The following is a 17,987-nucleotide window of genomic DNA, read 5'->3' on the forward strand; positions in this document are numbered from 1 at the left end:
TCTCCCGTTTAGTTCTTCATAGATGTCATAGACATCTTGGAAATGTCAGAAATCACATAAGCATCCCCAACATGTGTAAAGCGGAAACTGACCTGATCTCCTTGCTGAATTTGGGTAAATGGTTGTACTGGTTGTTTAAAGCCCATGGTCATAGCCCCCCAACCCAACTCAGCAATTGCCTGATGTGAAATGGTAATGTCTTGAGCTGTAACTTTTTCCACTTTACCAATGCCTTGGTATATTGATGCCTTAGTTACTTGAGATGAAGTAATCGATTGTCCAGTGTTTAACTTATCCAGTACACCCTGTAAATTGGCCTCAGAATCAATTATGAATTGTCCCGAAACCACTACTTTCTGACCAGCGTTCAAACCCTGTAGAATTGCTATTTTATTTCCATCACTCTGCCCTAACTGTACAACAACAGGTTCAAAACGCCCTTGTTCATGTGCCACAATGACGATATTACGAGTACCGGTACGTATAACAGCTTGCTCTGGCACAACTAAACTGCTTTGAGGATTGTTGGAGAATTTGACAGAAGCAAACATTCCTGGCTTGAGTTGTCCCTCTCTATTGGGTAACTCAATACGAACTTTTATGGTTCTGCTTGTGGTATCTAGTGTTGGTAAAATATCAATGACTTTACCAGACACTTTTTGAGGATATGCAGCAAAAGTTGCTTCGACTTTAGCACCTCGTTTTATTCCAGCAATTTGCGTTTCAGGCACTGCTGCTTCTAACCAAATTGGATTAATTCCTTTAATTGAAGCAAGTGTTTGCCCCATAGTTAAAGTCATTCCACTATGAACTTCTAATGAGTCAATGAATCCACTTATAGGAGCACTCAAAGTCATATTAGATTGTACTTGATGTGTTTGTTCGACTTGATGGATCACATTTGGTGGGATTCCCAGAAGCCGTAGGCGTTGTCGACTTGCTTGAATAAGAGAACGGTCTCCTATTTTAAGTACTGCCAAAAACTCGGTCTGCTCCCCAGTCCATTCTGGTATTGAAATATCAGCAATCGGGCTCCCTTGAGTCACTATATCTCCGACTGCATGACCATAGACACGCTGAACAAAACCACTTGCCCGTGTTTGCAGAATCGCTATCTGTCGTTCATTCGCTTGTAATATGCCATTGGTTAACAAAGTATTACCCATTACAACTTGTTCGACTGTGGCATAACGAATGGCTAGATTTTGTTGAAGAGATGGATCAATCTTTACTCCTGCACTTTCAGTCATTCCAGAAGTACTTTCATCCGCATATTTAGGGACTAACGGCATATCCATAAAAGGGGATTTCCCCGGCTTATCAAAATGCTGTTCTGGTTTCATTGGATCGTACCAGTACAACACTTTAGCAGTTGCCTGATCACTTACAGTTTGCTTTTTATCATTTTGATGAGCATACCAATATCCAGCACCACTACCGATTCCCAAGCTGCCCACAATCAAGCCAGCAATTACGAATGCTAATTTATTTTTTAACATTATCGTGACTCCTCAGCATGGTTTAAGGTCGGTTCTACAAAAGAAAAATAGAGCTGGGCTTTGATCATTGCTTGCTGTTGTTGTAAATCGATGAGACGTAATCGCTGATTTAGTAATGCTTGTCGTGTCTCAATGACATCTGACAAATTGGCTTTACCAGCCTGATAACTTGCTAACTGTAAAGTTACTTTTTCTTTAGCCAAAGGAAGTGTACTTTGAACGGTACGTTGGATTTGTCTTTCAAGAGCTTTTAAATCCGATAGCCCCTCATCTAACATGGTGAGATGGTCGCGGTATTTTATCTCCTGATCTGCTGTAATCCGATTTTGTTCAGCTAATGCTGCCTGAATGAGCGGACCACTACGTTTTTTTGAAAATATTGGTAGTTCTGTTGTCAGTTGTACACCAATCATATCTCCAAATTCAGGAGCACGATGCTGATAGGCAAGCTCAATACCCCAATCTGGTTTTTGAAGGGCTTGGGCTTGCTTAAGCTTTGCTTCAACAGTTTGCTTTTCTGCTTGGAATGCTTTTAGTTCAGGGTGTTGATGCAGATGATGATATAAACGTGATGTATCAAAATTAATTATAGGTTCTTGGGTAGGCAAACTTTCTATTTCAGTTGTACCACTAGAATCCTCACTGATTAATCGGTGTAATTCTAGTTTTGCCTTATTTATATCTCGAAGCAAATCATCTTTTTGATCAAGCAAAATAGTTTTGTCCAGCCTAGGGGAAATTGTATTAGCAACCATGGTTCGACCAGACGCAACCTGTGTTTGTGTAATCTGGGATAGCAATCCATTTTCTGAAAGAAGGTCATCATATAACGCCAGTTTACGCTCAAGATAAAAACGTTTAAGCCATGCCGATGCTACTTTTTGACGTAACTCAATTCGCAGAATTTCTGTTTGAGCATTTGCTGAACCCAATTCAGCTTTTGCTAATTCAACTTCAGCTAATCTTTTGGCACGATTTGGAAAATCTTGCATGATGCCAATCTTTTGCATCGTCATCCCCTCTTGTGTAACAGACCATGCAGCATCACCTGATACAGGGTAATTATCGAGACCCACAAATAGTTTAGGATTGGGCAAAATACCTGAAGCTGAAACTATATTCTCAGCACCTTCAATCTGAGCACTATTAGCTCTTAGAGCAGGCGCATATCGCTCAGCAAGCTTCAATGCTGTATCCAAAGTCAGTGGCTGGGCATAAGCATGTCCATAACTCAAGAAAAAACAGATCGTCGCAATCGAGCATCCACCCCATTTTAGGGACAGCTTTCCTTTATTAAAGTTCATATTTTTAGCTCTAAAATGATGTACACGCGCACGTGCAGAACACCCATAGAAAACTCTATGAATGATGAAGAATCATCAAATTAGTTAAAGCGTGGGGGTTTCCATAAATTGGAAAGATCAGATGAGATGAAATTTTGATTTAATGGAGAAAAAGTAGACTGTTCCGCAGGTAAAAAAATCATCGACTGCAAAACATCCAGCGCTGTAGATGTATATGCAATTTTAGAAAATGACATAATACAATCTTGCTTAGACATACATGATGGATCATGTAATTGCTTCTTAATCTTTACCTCAGCTTTCATACAATCCATGTGCATAGCACTTGCTTTTTCATGATCTTCAGAATTCATCATTTGCATGGATTGTGTATCTTGAGATGACATTAAACATGGGCTATGTACAGATGCAGCAGCTGCTGCCGATCCTACAATTAGGATAGCAAAAGATAAAAACAGCGATAAGCATGTCCTTAACAAGTGCATAACATCAAGACCAAAATTTAACCTTTTTAGTTTTACAGATTATCCTGTAAATAACAATCCTATAATTAATTAAACTAATTCATTAAACAGCGGTTGTTGGTTTATATCAACAACCGCCTTCTAAATTAAAACCGACTTATAACTTGATAAGTTATAAAGGAAAATAAATAAGCCAATGAAAAGAGATATACAGCCATTACGACTGGTTGTTTCCAACTCCCTGTTTCTCTTCGAATGGTCGCTAGTGTTGCTAAACAATGCGGGGCAAAGATAAACCAAACTAACAATGACATACCTGTCGCTAGCCCCCATCCATCCGGACCAGATATTTGAGATAATAAAGTCTGGGTAACTGCATCTTCATCACCAGACATTGCATAGATCACCCCTAACGCAGCAATAATCACTTCACGAGCTGCCATTGCAGGAATCAAAGCAATACAAATTTCCCAAGTAAATCCAATCGGAGCAAATATTGGATGGATTAGATGCCCTAACTGTCCAGCAATACTATAATTGATTGGTGGCATTGTTGGATTATCAGGTGGTAAAGGGAACGTTACCAAGAACCATAATAAAATAGAAAGTGCGACAATAATTCCACCAACTCTTTTTAAGAATATAGTTGCTCTATCATAAAGCCCCAAAGCTACATTTCGAACATCTGGAATACGGTATGTAGGTAATTCAAAAATGAAAATACTTTCAGTTTTATCTTTTCTGACTAATTTCAGGAATAAAGAAACCAATAAAGCGGATACGATTCCTGACATGTAAAGCCCGAACAGAACTAGACCTTGTAAACTGAGCCAACCATAAACCAACTTGTTTGGAATGAATGCAGCGATCAGCAAAGCATATACAGGTAGTCGTGCAGAACACGTCATTAAAGGTGCAATCATAATCGTTGCTAAACGATCTCTTTCAGAGCTAATACTTCTAGTCGCCATGACTCCGGGAATTGCACAAGCAAAGCTCGAAAGTAGTGGAATAAATGAACGCCCACTTAAACCAGCTTTAGACATCAGCTTATCTAACAAAAAAGCAGCTCTAGGTAAGTATCCCGATTCTTCTAAAATTAAAATAAAGAAAAATAAGATCAGAATTTGAGGCATGTACGCGAGTACACTACCAGCACCTGCAATTACACCATCAACGACCAAACTTCTTAAAAGTGGATGAGTAATCAGAGGTCCTATCGCCCCACCAAACCATGAAATCGAATCCTCAACAAAGGAAATTAACGGTTGAGCCCAAATAAAGACAGCCTGAAACATTACAAACATGGTAAAGGTCAATATTAATAATCCAAAAACTGGATGTAAGAATATTTTGTCCAAGAAAGCCGTTCGTTTATCACCATTATCATTTTTCAAGATGACTTGTTTTGTAATATATTTGATTTGGTCAAAGTGACTCAGATCAGAATGATAAGGGGCAACAAACAAATTCTTTTGATCCAATTGGGTCAATAGCCCCTGAATGCCTTTTGTTTTTACAGCTACTGACTCAACAACAGGAATACCTAAAAGCTGAGATAGCTTCGTTGTATCAATTGAAATCCCACGCTTTCTAACCTCATCCATCATGTTAAGAACAAGTAACATTGGTCTGTTTAAAGCCCTGACTTCAAGTACAAGACTTAAATGAAGATGAAGATTCGTAGCATCGACAACACATACAAAAATATCAGGTATAACTTCGCCTTTTAATTCACCAAAGCATACTGCTCTAGTTACCTCCTCATCTAAACTGCTCGGTTTTAAACTATAAGTCCCAGGCAAATCCAATACTCGAACGGTATCACCAGATGGCAGTTTAAAAAATCCCTCTTTCCGTTCTACCGTTACCCCAGCATAATTTGCAACTTTTTGACGAGTCCCTGTGAGGGTGTTAAAAAGTGATGTTTTACCGCAATTAGGATTACCAACAAGTGCAATATTTTTAGTGTCCATTGGTAATCTCTACAAAAATTCGTTCTGCTTCATTTTTTCTTAAGGCGAAACGTGAGGTTTCGATTTGAACCAACACAGGATCACCACCAAAAAGCCCTTTCGCAAGCACTTGTAAGGATTCACCTACTCTAAAGCCCAGCAGTTCTAAACGCTCCAGAACAGGATCATTTTTATCTTGATACTGTTCACCCTTTTTAAGATCAATGATTTTTACAGTCTGGTCTTGCTTTACTTGAAATAAATTCATTGTCAGCACCCTACTTCAACGCCAAAATTTTTCGAGCGCCATTCAGTACAAACAGTGAAACAAGAATACCAATAATCAAATCTGGGTAAGCTGAACCAGTCCATGCAACAAGTACACCTGCTAAAATAACCCCCATATTTACTATTACGTCATTAGCTGAAAAGATCCAACTCGCTTTCATATGGGCTCCGCCATCTCTATGCCCAGAAATGAGATACAAGCACGTCACATTGGCAATAAGTGCTAAGAAGCCAATAATGATCATCAAATCTGACTCTGGTTCACTACCGAACATGAAACGTCTGACAACATCAATAATAACGATCAAAGCTAATAAAAGTTGAATCCATCCTGCAAAATGAGCTGCTTTTAATTGGTATTTAGCCGCTTTCCCTACCGCGTAAAGTGCTATACCGTAAACGGCCGCATCAGCAAACATATCAAGAGAGTCCGCAATGAGCCCCGTCGATGCGGCAATAATTCCACTTATGAACTCAATAAAAAAAAGAACACCATTAATCGCTAGTAATAATTTAAGGACTTTCGCCTGCTTAGTCGGATCTGGTGTTTCAGGCAATTCCCCAGTGGCTTTTACTGTTTCCACGAGCTTTGCACCAAAACCTAGGGCTTCAAGTTTTGTGGTAATTTCATTAATCCCATTGGTATGGAAAACAACTAACTGTCTTTGCGCCAAATCAAAAGATAAACCTTTAACTTCATGCAAGGGAGAAAGTGCCATTCTTACCATTTGCTCTTCTGCCGAACAATCCATCTTCGGAATCAGAAAAGTACTAGCTTCTTGTGCTTGTTCTTTATTTTCATAAGCTTCAGTTTTATTTAATTTTGCCCCAAATCCAAGAGCTTCAAGTTTTGCAGTGATTTCATTACTTTCACCATTATGCAGAACTTTTAGGTTTCGGTTCGGCAAATCAAAAACCAAGCTCTTAACATCTACCAATGAAGATAAAGTCATCCGAACCATTTGTTCCTCTGCGGAACAATCCATTTTCGGGATGCTATAGTCACTGATGAAAGTCGCTGTATCTTCACTCCCCCTAATCTTTTCAGGTGAAGTTATCGAATCCGAACCACAGCATGAATTCGACTGCTTACTACCGCATGAATCTTTTTCATCAGGGTTAGGTTCTTGCTGTACCTCATTATCGCAACAAGAACTTTCACTTTCTTCTGTAGCTAAATCTTTAATTTTACAAGAATCTGTTTTTGATTCATTTTGTTTTTGCTTAGTGTCTTCACAAGAACTTTCTTGATTACAACCGCAACCACTCATTGATGTGCCTATAGTCATATCTTCACGTATTGCATATTAAAATCCCTATAGCTACTATAGAGTCAATAGATCAGGTGACTTGAAATGAACTTAAAAATTGGTGAATTATCTCAGCTATCCGGTTGCCCTGTTGTTACAATACGGTTTTATGAAAAAGAAGCTTTATTACTAGCCCCTAATCGTTCGGAAGCTAATTATCGACTTTATAACAAAGACCACTTAGAGCGACTTCTATTTATTCTTAATTGCCGAACTTTGAATATGAGCTTGGACGAAATAAAAATTTTATTAGCATACAAAGACAAACCTTGTGGAAACTGTAGTTCTATTAACATCTTAGTTGATAAACATATTCATCAATTAGAGCAGAATATCCAAAAACAGATTCAGCTTAAGCAACAACTTTCTGATTTAAGAAGCAAATGCTCTGGTTTTTTGGAAATTAACTCTTGTAAAGTACTTGAAGGGTTATCCGTAAGTTTAAAATAATTAAGAATGAATAATGGAATATCACCATTATTCATTCTTAATAAAATATTTAGAAAACTAATTCAATACCTGCCCCGTATAACCACCCCTTTTCAGAATTTGTAGCTTCTTGAAAAGTTGTTAATTTCTGTCCTTTTTCATATTGATAAGCGACATCAACAAATGGTCTTATACGCTTATTAATCTCGTAACGAGTTTTTAGACCTGTCTTTAACTCAGACAAACCTGACTTTGTAGCAAAATCAGAATTATCATTAAACACAATATCTGCTGCAATATATGGCTGAGTAATTAGCTTTTGAGTGAGTAATAGATCTCGATCAAACTCAAAACTGGCTCCCCAAAAATTATTTTCACCACCATAAAGGTAGGCTTTTGTCTCAAAGAAATAAGGTGCAAGGCCTAATAATCCAATAACGCCATCAATGCGATTACTATTACGGTTATTTTTGTCCTCACTATACCTTACCCCAGCTTGTACATCCCAAAATGCTGCAACATTTCTACTGTAAAGAGCTGATACATCATATTTGGGATCATTACTCTCCGCTTTATTCATATTAGCTTCAACAAACATTCGATTTTCATCTGTTCCAATCAATGCCTCGAAACTCGAACCTAAGCTGCCCTTTCCATCTTTATCAACTATCCACTCATTGGAAAATTTAGTTGTCTGATAAATTTGCCCACCATGCTCGTTCATATGATTTTGGCTAAAAGCTAAAGTTTCAGACCCTTTGCTGTTTGAAGACTTTTGATCAGTATTACGTTCAACATAGCCTAATCCGCCTGATTCGCGTAAAAGCACACTCATACTTGACGTACTCTTATTTAGATTTTCAGTCGAATTATCATTCGCAAATGCCATACCCGCTAAGCCAATTAAAGCAACAGATAAAATTGTTTTTGAATATAACTGTTTAGTGATGTGCATGTTGATTCACTCCCTCATGGCTAGTTTGAGGTTGGGCAACGATACTTTTCGTATCATCATCATTGCTATCTACATTTGCCACAATGAGTTTGTTCATCATTCCAGCTGCCATGTGATATAACAAATGGCAGTGGATAGCCCATTCACCCAATTCATCAGCAGTAAGTAAAGTTGTAACTGTTTTCCCCGGTGGCACAATGATCGTGTGTTTATTTGGCATATTACTTGGATCTTGACCATTTTCAAGCTGCATAAACATACCGTGCAAGTGCATTGGGTGAGCCATCATACTGTCATTCACAAATTTCAAGCGTATACGTTCCCCGTATTTCACTTTGAATGGTTCTGTTTCATTAAACTTCTTACCATTAATTGTCCAAATATAGCGCTCCATGTTCCCACCAAGACGGATTTCCATTTCACGTTCAGGGGCACGAGTATCTGGTTGAGGCTTTAAAGATTGTAAGTCACTATATTGAAGTGCTTTTTGACCAACAGGTGTTGAAGCATTTGCCCAGCCATATACAACATCACCATTCTTTTCTTGTGTAGGTGCATTAGATGTAGTCATTTGCATGCCATGGTTCATACCTGACATAGATTGATCTTTTGAGCTGTCTGTCATAGACGACATATCGTGATCCATGCCTTTCATTGAAGACATGTCATGGTTCATTCCAGACATTGACTGATCTTTTGAGCTGTCTGTCATAGACGACATATCGTGATCCATGCCTTTCATTGAAGACATGTCATGGTTCATTCCAGACATTGACTGATCTTTTGAGCTGTCTGTCATAGGCGACATATCATGATCCATGCCTTTCATTGAAGACATGTCGTGATTCATGCCCGCCATAGAAGACATATCATGCCCCATCCCCATATCTTCCATAGTTAATAAAGAACGAGGACGTGACTTCGGCATTTTGATTTGATTTATTGGAGGAGTATTCTCATCATGTAAGGAACCAACTGAAAAACCACTCCTATCAATTGATTCTGCTTCAATTTGATAATTTGATTGTTTGGGTTCTACAATAACATCATACGTTTCAGCCGTCCCTATTCTGAATTCATCAACCGGAACAGGTTTCACTGGTTGCCCATCTGCACTGACTACCGTCATTTTCAAGTTAGGGATTCTGACGTCAAAGAATGACATTGCTGAGGCATTAATAAACCGAAGACGTACTTTTTCACCCGTCTTAAAATTACCAGTCCAATTTTGTTCTGGAGTCTTACCATTCATCAAAAAAGTATATTTTGTCACATCAGACATATCTGTCTTGAGCATTCGCATCTGGTTCCACATCGAACGGTCTTGCCATGTTGCTTTTAAACCATCTTTTTTAATTTGTTTAAAAACATCAAAAACAGTTTCACGACGGTTCTGATAATAGTCAGCTTCTTTCTTTAGATTATTCATGATTTTATCACTAGTTGAATCATGAAAATCTGAAAGTAATACGACATAATCCTTATCTGTTTTCTCAGCTACAGTTAAAGGTGTCCTATTTTTGGGGTAAATGACTAACGGACCATACAAGCCCTCTTGTTCTTGACCTTTACTATGCGAATGATACCAATAGGTACCATTTTGGCGTACCTTAAACTTATATTCGTAGGTCTTATTAGGGGCAATACCGTCAAACTGATTAAATCCGGGTACGCCATCCATGATGCCCGGTAGAATTAACCCGTGCCAATGAATAGAAGAATCTTGTTTTTTTAGCTTGTTATGGACACGAATAATAGCATCATCACCTTCCTCAAACTCAAGAAGAGGTGCAACAAATTTCCCATTAACCGTAATTCGTTTTAAAGGCTTACCTGTGATATTCACCGTTTGCTCAGCGATTGTTAAATCATATTCTTTAACTGCTGCCACAACCCAAGTTGATGAAAATAAACCGACTCCTATTAAAAGGACATGCGTTAATTTTGTAGACATTTATTTCACCTATCTAATATAAGGATGGGAGAATCAAGCAAACCTATTATTCGCTTTAATTTCCCCCGATCTTTCATTTATCGTATTTGTTATTTATTTGATGTATTTGACATGTTCATCTTTGAGTGGTCCATGTTCATCATACTGGAATTATCCATATTACTCATTTTAGATTGCCCCATATTCATCATCTTAGAATGATCCATCTGAGACATATCCGTCATGTTACCATGCTCATGCTGACTATGATCCTGTTGGGTTTTATCATCATTCTTCATATTACAAGGTTTTTGACATTTCTCTTGCGTCTTTGAATCGGCTTTAATTTCAGACACAACTGTAGTTCCTTGTTTCACATCTGCTGCCCAAGACTGAGTTCCTACAATTAAAGCACCAACACACATAAGAGTGGTTAAGCTACGGCTGAATAGAGTTTTCATGTTTTGCTCCAAAAATTAACTTTATGTAAATACCTTAAAGGCCTTCACTAAACATCTATGTGACATGAAAATGACATTTTTGTAATCTACAACGAATCACGTATTTATAACGTTATTATGTTCTTAATGAGTGATATGGGATTTTTATCAATGAGAATCTTACTAGTTGAAGATGAACAAAAAACCGGTGACTACCTTAAACAAGGTCTATCTGAAGCTGGGTATATAACGGATTGGGTAACGGATGGATTATCTGGTAAACATCAAGCGCTTTCCGAAGAATATGACCTCATCATTTTAGATGTGATGCTTCCAAAGCTAGATGGTTGGGATATCATTTATGATATCCGAAAAAGTGGCAAAACTATGCCTATTCTTTTTCTTTCAGCACGTGATCAAATTGAAGATCGTGTGAAAGGCTTGGATTTAGGTGCTGATGATTATCTAGTCAAGCCTTTTGCTTTTGCTGAGTTATTAGCACGAATTAAAAGCTTACTCCGACGGGGACAACAAAAAGAAGATAGTAACCTTATTACAATTGCTGATCTTGAACTTGATCTTCGTAAACGCCGCGTCACTCGCGCTGGGCAACGTATTGACTTAACAGCTAAAGAATTCGCGCTGATGGAATTATTTATGCGTAGACGTGGTGAGATATTACCTCGTACGCTCATTGCCTCTCAAATATGGGACATGAATTTTGATAGTGATACCAACGTTGTAGAAGTCGCTATCAAACGTTTGCGCAGTAAAATTGACAGTAATTTTAGCCCAAAGCTGATACAGAACATACGTGGAATGGGGTATGTTTTAGAGGTAGAAGATGACTCGTAAATTGTTTAATGCAATCAGCTTTCGTATAGCAATCATCTTTTCTCTTTCTACTGTTATCATCTTAATGATTATGGGGTTGGTTATTCACAAGCTCGTAATGCATCATTTTGAAGCTCAAGACCGAACTCAATTAGAAGGCAAAATTCAACTTATAGAGAATCTACTTGAACAGAACCCATCTAACTCTCAAGAACTAAATTTATATTTAAAAGATGCCTTAATTGGACATCACGATCTGATTGTTCAGATTGAACGTCCAACAGGTCAAGTTATTTTTAGCTCAGCACCATCAGTAATTCATCCCCAAGCACTCAACAAATCAAAACAAGATCCATGGCTTGAATGGAAAATTAAAAATAAGACTTATCGTGGCTTAATTTATAAAAAGACTTTTGATCATAATGACTCGTTTATATCAGCTCAGATTATTGTTGGAATCGATACCTCTGAGCATCTACATTTCTTAAATGACTTTAGACGTCAACTTTTATACATTGGATTTGTGGGTACAATTTGTTTAATGTTCTTAGGGTGGTTCGCAGCATGGCGAGGGCTACGTCCAGTACAACAAATGGCAAAAGTAGCAGAGGGTATCTCAGCCCAACATCTTTCTGAACGTTTAGAAGTCGAAAATACTCCAACCGAACTTAAATCACTGGCTGTCGCTTTTAATGATATGTTAGATCGGCTAGAAGCCGCAGTAGAAAAACTTTCAGATTTTTCATCTGATCTTGCTCATGAAATAAGAACACCTATTAACAATTTGATGACTCAAACTCAAGTATGTTTATCTCGTAGTCGAAATATTAATACTTATCAGGAAGTTCTATTTTCAAATTTAGAAGAGTTTGAGCATTTAGCTCGCATGGTCTCTGATATGCTATTTTTGGCAAAAGCAGAACATGGTCTACATTTACCTAACCTACAACAGGTTAATTTAGTTAAAGAAGTTTCAGCATTATTTGATTTTTATGATGCTATCGCTGCTGAAAAGGGAATGTCACTCGAACAGAGTGGTTCAGGTAGTATAAAAGGTGATCCTTTAATGCTACGCCGCGCTTTAAGTAATTTGTTATCGAATGCAATTAAATATGGCAAATCAGATTCGGTCATCAAAATCACATGCCAACAAAACTTTGATACAACAACATTCATCATTGAAAATGAAAGCTCCCCACTATCATCAGAACAACTTAATCGGTTATTCGATCGTTTTTATCGAACAGATGTATCTAGACAGAGAGTTGAAGAAGGTACTGGCCTTGGTTTAGCAATTACCAAATCTATTCTTGATGTGCATGGAGCTTCCATTCAAGCGACTTATAACGAGGGACATATTTCTTTTAAAATTATCTTTAAAAATTAGTGATATCTCGGTTATTAAGCACTCATTCTAATGATGCTTACCACTCATTAACTTACGCTAATGAGTGGTAAGTCGTGATTATTTTTGATGACGTAATCGTAAGGCATTACCAATTACCGATGCTGAGCTTAGGCTCATTGCTAATGCAGCAATCATAGGCGAGAGTAACCAGCCAGTAAATGGATACAGTACACCAGCAGCCAAAGGGATACCTAATCCATTATAGAGGAAAGCAAACATCAAGTTTTGTTTCATATTTTTAACAGTTGCCTCTGATAAAGAACGAGCAATTTCAATACCACGTAAGTCACCTTTTACTAATGTAACTTGGGCACTATTCATTGCTACATCAGTACCCGTGCCCATTGCGATTCCAATATCAGCTTGAGCCAAGGCTGGTGCATCATTAATTCCATCACCAGCCATAGCAACAATTCTCCCTTCTTTTTGCAATTTTGTGACCAAATCTAATTTATCAGCAGGTTTAACCTCACCATAAACCTCACTAATTCCTAACTTAGCCCCAACTGATTTTGCTGTAGTTAGCCCATCACCTGTTGCCATGATGATTCTTAAACCTGAGTCTTCCAACGATAAAAGGGCCTCTGGAGTGCTTGCTTTGATTGGATCTGAAACTGCCAGAAGACCTAGCAGTTTTCCATCGGCTGCCAAATACATAACACTGGCACCTTCAGCTCTTAATACCTCTGCTTGTGGAATAAGAGTGTTAACAGATATCCCTAATTGCTTCATCAGTGCCGTATTGCCTAGCGCTAATTTTTGTCCGTTTATCTCTCCATTAACACCAATACCTGAACCTGATTCAAATGAAGTAGGTTTACTTAAAGTAAGATTTCGCTCACGGGCGGCACGTACAATTGCATTTGCTAAAGGATGCTCACTGCCCTGATCTAAACTCGCAGCTAAACGGAGGACTTCATTCTTTTCATATCCTGAAGTGGCTACTACTTTATTGAATGATGGTTGTCCTTCTGTCAAAGTTCCTGTTTTATCAATAATCAATGTATCAATTTTACGTAGATTCTCTATTGCGGCAGCGTCTCGAAAAAGTACTCCATTTGATGCACCTCGCCCTGTTGCTACCATAATTGACATTGGCGTAGCTAATCCCAAAGCACATGGGCATGCGATGATTAAAACAGCTACTGCATTGATTAATCCATAAACCCAACTAGGTTCAGGTCCGAATAGCCCCCACCCCAAAAAAGTTAGAACAGCAATACCTATAACCCCCATAACAAATCGTCCTGCAACATGATCCGCCATCCGCTGCATAGGTGCTTTTGAACGTTGAGCCTGAGCAACCATTTGCACGATTTGAGAAAGTACGGTTGATGATCCAACTTTTTCTGATCGCATCACCAATGAACCATTCATGTTCATTGTTGCACCAATGACTTGATCACCCACACGTTTTGTAACTGGCACAGGTTCACCAGTTAACATCGATTCATCTACAGAGCTTGAACCTTCTGTAATGACTCCATCAACAGGAACTTTTTCACCGGGGCGTATCCGTAATAAATCGCCTACGTGTACATGAGATAGTGGAATATCTTCTTCTATACCATCAACACTGATTTTTCTTGCTGTTTTAGGTGCTAGCCCAAGTAGGGATTTAATTGCCGCTGAAGTTTGGGAACGTGCTTTTAACTCTAGCACTTGACCTAACAATGTGAGAGAAATAATCGCTGCGGTCGCCTCAAAATACACAGCAACACGCCCCATAGATACAAATGAGTCTGGAAATACTTGAGGTACTATTGTTCCAACAAGGCTGTATATAAAAGCAGCTCCTGTACCTATTCCAATCAAGGTCCACATATTTGGACTCCGATTCCAGATTGACTGCCAACATCTCACAAAAAATGGCATTCCTGCCCACAAAACAATTGGTAAAGTCAGTACCAGTTCCATCCAGCTTTGCACCTGCATTTCGAACCAGTTCAATTGATGACCAAACATTGCTAAGAAAACTACAATAATGGTTAGCGGTAAGGTCCACCAAAATCTATGCTTAAAATTCTTGAGTTCTGGGTTTTCATCAGCGTCATCTAAGTCAGGAAGTAAAGGCTCTAACGACATACCACAGATCGGACAATTTCCCGCATGGTTCTGTCTAATTTCAGGATGCATTGGACAAGTGTATATCGTGAAGGTATTAACATGAGCAGGCTGATTAACTTCATTTGAATCCTCACCATCCCTCTTTTGTGGTTCTTTTAACGTAACTACATTCTCAACTTTAGTAATATAAAAATGAGGATCACTTTTAAACTTTATGTGGCATTTCTCACTACAAAAGTAAAAAGTTCTATTTTTAACTTCTTCATAAAACTTGGATGCTTCTGTAACTGTCATACCACAGACAGGGTCAGTAAGTCTGTTATTGAGTACTTTGTTTTCATGATGATGGTCCATAAAAGCCTCCTTCATATTTAATTTTTTAAATTAATAATTTCATTAAGATGGAAATAGACTCCCTCTTATTAGTTTGTTTAGTGATCATTGTTTTCTTTAAAGCCAGTGTACCACTTGTGGTTTTTTAATTTTTAAAATGACAAAAATGTAATTTTGAAGTCATCGGGATGTTTCTCTCATCCTTTAATAATAAGCATGAGAAAGGTGATGACCAAGCAACCAATTGATGCATTTCATTCGGTCATTACTGAGCCCAAGATTAGTTTAAAGAGGATGAAGAAATGAAAATTTTCAAAAATAAAATGTCAGCTCTACGTAACACTCTCGTAGGTGCAACACTGATTGTTACTGCTTCAAGTGCATTTGCACACGTGAAACTTGAAAGTGCAATTCCTGCGATCAATGCTTCTGTAGCAAGTCAACCAAAAAACATAACACTCAATTTTGGTGAAGAAGTCATGCTAATGAACGTTAAGTTACTTGATGCCCAACGTAAGGATATCCCTTTGAACTACCAAATAACTCATGATATGAAAAAATCATTTGACGTAGCGGTTCCAAAACTAAAAAAAGGAAAATATACGGTGGTTTGGACCACAATGGGTACCGATGGCCATAACATGAATGGTGAATATAATTTCACTATTAAATCGGTAAAATAACAATAAATGCAAATAGCCAACATGCAAGCAGCTTGCTGACACGTTGGCTATAACTGTGGGATAAAAAATATGATTCCTGAGACTTGGATATACGCAACATGGTTGGTTAAAGTCATTCTATATTTAGGGATTGCATTTATTATAGGTGGTGCTTTCTGCTATTTCTTACTTGGACGTTATGTTGAAATAAAGGGAACTATTCTCAAATACATAACTATTGGTACAGGATTAGGTCTTTTTTCAAGTGTTCTCGGCTTCTTCATTCTTATAGGAAGTTTTGCCAACACTGGCCTTTCAGGTATGTGGGATAGCAACTATATAAATATACTAGTCAATACTCCTACTGGACATGTCTATATCATTCGATCAATCAGTTTTGCACTTTTACTCATATTTATGATAGTCAAACTTAGTAAAGGGACGATTGATATTTCCAAAACTGAAGGAGCAATCTTTACCATACTGCTCACACCAATCGTTTTAAGTTTTTCACAACTCGGACACGTCACGAATTTACCCTTATTCGCTCAAGCTTTGTTATCAATACATGTACTTGTAATGTCCTTATGGATGGGGTCGCTTTATCCATTATGGAAAACAAGCAAAAAAATTAATGGCTTACCACTTAAAGAACGTATGCATCTATTTGGGCAAATAGCAGCCTTTATTATAGGAATACTCATCGCTTGTGGTCTTAGTATTGCTTTATTACTCTTTAAAGATTTTAATACTCTAATCAATACACCTTATGGGCATGGATTTATTATTAAAATATTATTTGTCCTAAGTATTTTATTGTTAGCAGCCTTTAACAAATGGTATTTCACACCTCGCTTACAAGACCCGAAATTTGCGAAACAATTGGGCTATGCCATTTTATTTGAGATGTCATTAGGTCTATCAATTCTTTTAGCCACTGGTTATATCACCACTGTAGTCGGTATTGAGTAAAAAAGGATCACGCTATGACTTCATGGATGAAGTACAATTTATTATTTCTCATATTTTTAAATACAATATCTTGGGCTGAACCTAGCACTTCAAAAACGATTCGCTCCTTAGATGATACTGAATTACGTAATATTACTGATCATAACCATGGCGATACCAAAGTTGATGAGAATAAAGATGACCATCATTCCAAAGATAAACAACTACGTAATGAGGATAGTAGACAACAAAAAGTTATAAATGGATTAATGTTACAAAAGCCTAACGTACTACCGCCCTCCAAATAAACGATACTTAAGTAATGTTTATTGATTCAATAAGTAGTTCAAATTTTTTCTTTGTACACGACAAAAGAAGATAACTCATTGAAATAATGGCATAATACTTGTTTTCTGACGACGAATATGATGACACATTTCAATGAGTTACATCTCATCTTAAACAAATATCTAAAGTGGAACAAGTCACATGTAAAATGTTTTACACTGATTATGCTGGCATTAATTGTAAAACAGACATGTAATCTTTCTTCCGCATCTAAAGCCTTACCCATCAAGTGCTCACCACAATCATTTTATCGACGTATACAACGCTTCTTTGCAGATCAGTATTTTGATTATCGTCAAATTTCTCAGTTGATTTTCAATATGTTTTCATTCGACAAAGTGCAACTGACTTTAGATAGAACCAATTGGAAATGGGGAAAACGAGATATCAATATCTTGATGTTAGCCATCGTCTATCGTGGAATAGCGATACCTATTGTTTGGACATTGCTCAATAAACGTGGAAATTCAGATACAAAAGAGCGTATTGCTTTGATTCAACGCTTTATCTCCATTTTTGGTAAAGACCGTATTGTGAATGTGTTCGCAGACAGAGAGTTTATCGGTGAAAAATGGTTTACATGGTGAATTGAAAATGACATTAACTTCTGTATACGTGTTAAAAAAACTTCATTGTGACCAATCACTTAGCCAAGAATCATAAAATTAGTGATTTATTTCGTCATCTTCAAGTTGGTCAAACTGAATGTCGTAAACGACGTATTTGGGTTGGTCGAGTGAAACTGTATATTAGTGCGCTACGATTAGAAGATGGAGAACTTTTACTTGTTGTTTCTCCTATGTTTAA

The 17,987-nt window shown here is 37.6% G+C and carries 16 protein-coding genes and 1 pseudogene; 7 read left to right on the plus strand and 10 right to left on the minus strand.

All coding sequences use genetic code 11. From position 1 onward, the window contains the following. Nucleotides 1-8 precede the first annotated feature (8 nt). The 6 genes from CDG59_RS10620 to CDG59_RS10645 form a co-directional block, all read right to left on the minus strand. Nucleotides 9-1,499 (minus strand): efflux RND transporter periplasmic adaptor subunit, encoded by a 1,491-nt coding sequence (locus CDG59_RS10620; RefSeq protein ID WP_004912818.1) that lies wholly within the window; start codon nt 1,497-1,499, stop codon nt 9-11. Then, nucleotides 1,499-2,803 (minus strand): TolC family protein, encoded by a 1,305-nt coding sequence (locus CDG59_RS10625; RefSeq protein WP_005144794.1) that lies wholly within the window; start codon nt 2,801-2,803, stop codon nt 1,499-1,501. Before CDG59_RS10625 ends, CDG59_RS10620 begins: the two co-directional genes overlap by 1 nt. Nucleotides 2,804-2,883: 80 nt before the next feature. After that, nucleotides 2,884-3,288 carry a hypothetical protein gene (locus tag CDG59_RS10630; RefSeq protein WP_004699723.1) on the minus strand — a complete coding sequence of 135 codons (405 nt, stop codon included), beginning with the start codon at nt 3,286-3,288 and terminating at the stop codon, nt 2,884-2,886. A 125-nt stretch (nt 3,289-3,413) separates the two neighbouring features. Then, on the minus strand, nt 3,414-5,243 hold the full coding sequence (gene feoB, locus CDG59_RS10635; RefSeq protein WP_004699721.1) for a ferrous iron transporter B: 1,830 nt from the start codon (nt 5,241-5,243) through the stop codon (nt 3,414-3,416). After that, nucleotides 5,233-5,490 carry a FeoA family protein gene (locus CDG59_RS10640; RefSeq protein ID WP_004699719.1) on the minus strand — a complete coding sequence of 86 codons (258 nt, stop codon included), beginning with the start codon at nt 5,488-5,490 and terminating at the stop codon, nt 5,233-5,235. Before CDG59_RS10640 ends, feoB begins: the two co-directional genes overlap by 11 nt. 10 nt (nt 5,491-5,500) lie before the next feature. Continuing rightward, on the minus strand, nt 5,501-6,781 hold the full coding sequence (locus CDG59_RS10645) for a cation transporter (protein ID WP_004699717.1): 1,281 nt from the start codon (nt 6,779-6,781) through the stop codon (nt 5,501-5,503). An 84-nt stretch (nt 6,782-6,865) separates the two neighbouring features. Between CDG59_RS10645 and cadR the strand changes: the two genes are divergently transcribed. Continuing rightward, nucleotides 6,866-7,270 carry a Cd(II)/Pb(II)-responsive transcriptional regulator gene (cadR, locus tag CDG59_RS10650; protein WP_004699715.1) on the plus strand — a complete coding sequence of 135 codons (405 nt, stop codon included), beginning with the start codon at nt 6,866-6,868 and terminating at the stop codon, nt 7,268-7,270. Between the two features lie 49 nt (nt 7,271-7,319). Here cadR and CDG59_RS10655 read toward each other — a convergent pair whose 3' ends face one another. The 3 genes from CDG59_RS10655 to CDG59_RS10665 all read right to left on the minus strand — a co-directional run bounded on the left by CDG59_RS10655 (nt 7,320) and on the right by CDG59_RS10665 (nt 10,598). Next, nucleotides 7,320-8,204, minus strand: coding sequence for a copper resistance protein B (locus tag CDG59_RS10655; RefSeq protein ID WP_087545292.1), 885 nt, complete (start codon nt 8,202-8,204; stop codon nt 7,320-7,322). Next, nucleotides 8,191-10,158 carry a multicopper oxidase domain-containing protein gene (locus CDG59_RS10660; RefSeq protein ID WP_062846547.1) on the minus strand — a complete coding sequence of 656 codons (1,968 nt, stop codon included), beginning with the start codon at nt 10,156-10,158 and terminating at the stop codon, nt 8,191-8,193. Before CDG59_RS10660 ends, CDG59_RS10655 begins: the two co-directional genes overlap by 14 nt. An 89-nt stretch (nt 10,159-10,247) precedes the next feature. Next, nucleotides 10,248-10,598, minus strand: a complete 351-nt coding sequence (locus tag CDG59_RS10665) for a hypothetical protein (protein ID WP_087545294.1) — start codon at nt 10,596-10,598, stop codon at nt 10,248-10,250. Between the two features lie 150 nt (nt 10,599-10,748). On the opposite strand from CDG59_RS10665, the gene CDG59_RS10670 reads away from it, so the two are divergent. After that, on the plus strand, nt 10,749-11,432 hold the full coding sequence (locus CDG59_RS10670; protein WP_004722337.1) for a heavy metal response regulator transcription factor: 684 nt from the start codon (nt 10,749-10,751) through the stop codon (nt 11,430-11,432). Continuing rightward, nucleotides 11,422-12,798 carry a heavy metal sensor histidine kinase gene (locus tag CDG59_RS10675; RefSeq protein WP_004801537.1) on the plus strand — a complete coding sequence of 459 codons (1,377 nt, stop codon included), beginning with the start codon at nt 11,422-11,424 and terminating at the stop codon, nt 12,796-12,798. The genes CDG59_RS10670 and CDG59_RS10675 overlap by 11 nt, the downstream gene beginning before the upstream one ends. Nucleotides 12,799-12,876: 78 nt before the next feature. Here CDG59_RS10675 and CDG59_RS10680 read toward each other — a convergent pair whose 3' ends face one another. Next, nucleotides 12,877-15,240, minus strand: a complete 2,364-nt coding sequence (locus CDG59_RS10680; protein ID WP_005144782.1) for a heavy metal translocating P-type ATPase — start codon at nt 15,238-15,240, stop codon at nt 12,877-12,879. 281 nt (nt 15,241-15,521) lie between these two features. Between CDG59_RS10680 and CDG59_RS10685 the strand changes: the two genes are divergently transcribed. The 4 genes and pseudogenes from CDG59_RS10685 to CDG59_RS15110 form a co-directional block, all read left to right on the plus strand. Next, nucleotides 15,522-15,902 carry a copper resistance protein CopC gene (locus CDG59_RS10685; RefSeq protein WP_005198558.1) on the plus strand — a complete coding sequence of 127 codons (381 nt, stop codon included), beginning with the start codon at nt 15,522-15,524 and terminating at the stop codon, nt 15,900-15,902. A gap of 69 nt (nt 15,903-15,971) precedes the next feature. Further along, nucleotides 15,972-16,853 (plus strand): copper resistance D family protein, encoded by an 882-nt coding sequence (locus CDG59_RS10690; RefSeq protein ID WP_087545296.1) that lies wholly within the window; start codon nt 15,972-15,974, stop codon nt 16,851-16,853. A gap of 14 nt (nt 16,854-16,867) precedes the next feature. Next, nucleotides 16,868-17,140, plus strand: a complete 273-nt coding sequence (locus tag CDG59_RS10695; protein WP_005159403.1) for a hypothetical protein — start codon at nt 16,868-16,870, stop codon at nt 17,138-17,140. A 120-nt stretch (nt 17,141-17,260) separates the two neighbouring features. Then, a pseudogene (locus CDG59_RS15110) lies at nt 17,261-17,987 on the plus strand (IS4 family transposase); the annotation flags it as partial.

Source organism: Acinetobacter sp. WCHA29, assembly GCF_002165335.1.
GTDB lineage: Bacteria > Pseudomonadota > Gammaproteobacteria > Pseudomonadales > Moraxellaceae > Acinetobacter.